The organism is Tabrizicola thermarum (assembly GCF_003574395.1).
Taxonomy (GTDB): domain Bacteria; phylum Pseudomonadota; class Alphaproteobacteria; order Rhodobacterales; family Rhodobacteraceae; genus Tabrizicola; species Tabrizicola thermarum.
Genome location: NZ_QMJY01000037.1, coordinates 1 through 455, shown reverse-complemented (window position 1 = coordinate 455; position 455 = coordinate 1). Strand labels below are relative to the sequence as shown.

Here is a 455-nt window from a genome sequence, read left to right as displayed (position 1 = left end):
GTCCTCCTTTGTGGATCCTCGCAGACCCACCTTGGCACATCGATGCCGTCGGGGGGCGGTCACATCATCAGAGCCGATGCATACCGAACTCGGCATTAACCGATCATTAAGAAAATCGCTTCAATTTGACATGAGTATGATCAAGAGGCTCCATTGATGCAGCAGCGGGAAGAACTGGATTGGGTTGCAGAAGTACTGCGGGACGTCATAACGTTTCTGGCCCTGAACGACATGATGGAATCTGCAAAGATGCTCGCCATTGCAGCAGCGCACATCGAGCATAACTTGAATAGGCCGAAGCCGGCATCGCTGCATAAAGGAGTAGAATTGGGAGATGCCAAGATCCTAGCGTTCCCTGTTCGGTGAGTTGCACACTAGGGTCAGGACTCGTTCTTGTTTCATAGCCAGAACATGACGGTTGCGGCGAGGGCGACGGCGGAGAGGAAGGTCTTGGG

Annotated in this window: 1 protein-coding gene; it reads left to right on the top strand. The window is 53.2% G+C overall.

The window, feature by feature from the left end:
* Nucleotides 1–156 precede the first annotated feature (156 nt).
* The gene (locus D5084_RS09040; RefSeq protein WP_128515191.1) at nucleotides 157–366 is read left to right on the top strand and encodes a hypothetical protein; all 210 of its coding nucleotides are present in this window, start codon (nucleotides 157–159) and stop codon (nucleotides 364–366) included.
* The last annotated feature ends 89 nt before the right edge of the window (nucleotides 367–455 follow it).

What these genes read in the sequence shown, in the direction of transcription:
- D5084_RS09040 (WP_128515191.1), top strand. Translation starts at nt 157, where the DNA reads ATGCAGCAGCGGGAAGAACTGGATTGGGTTGCAGAAGTACTGCGGGAC.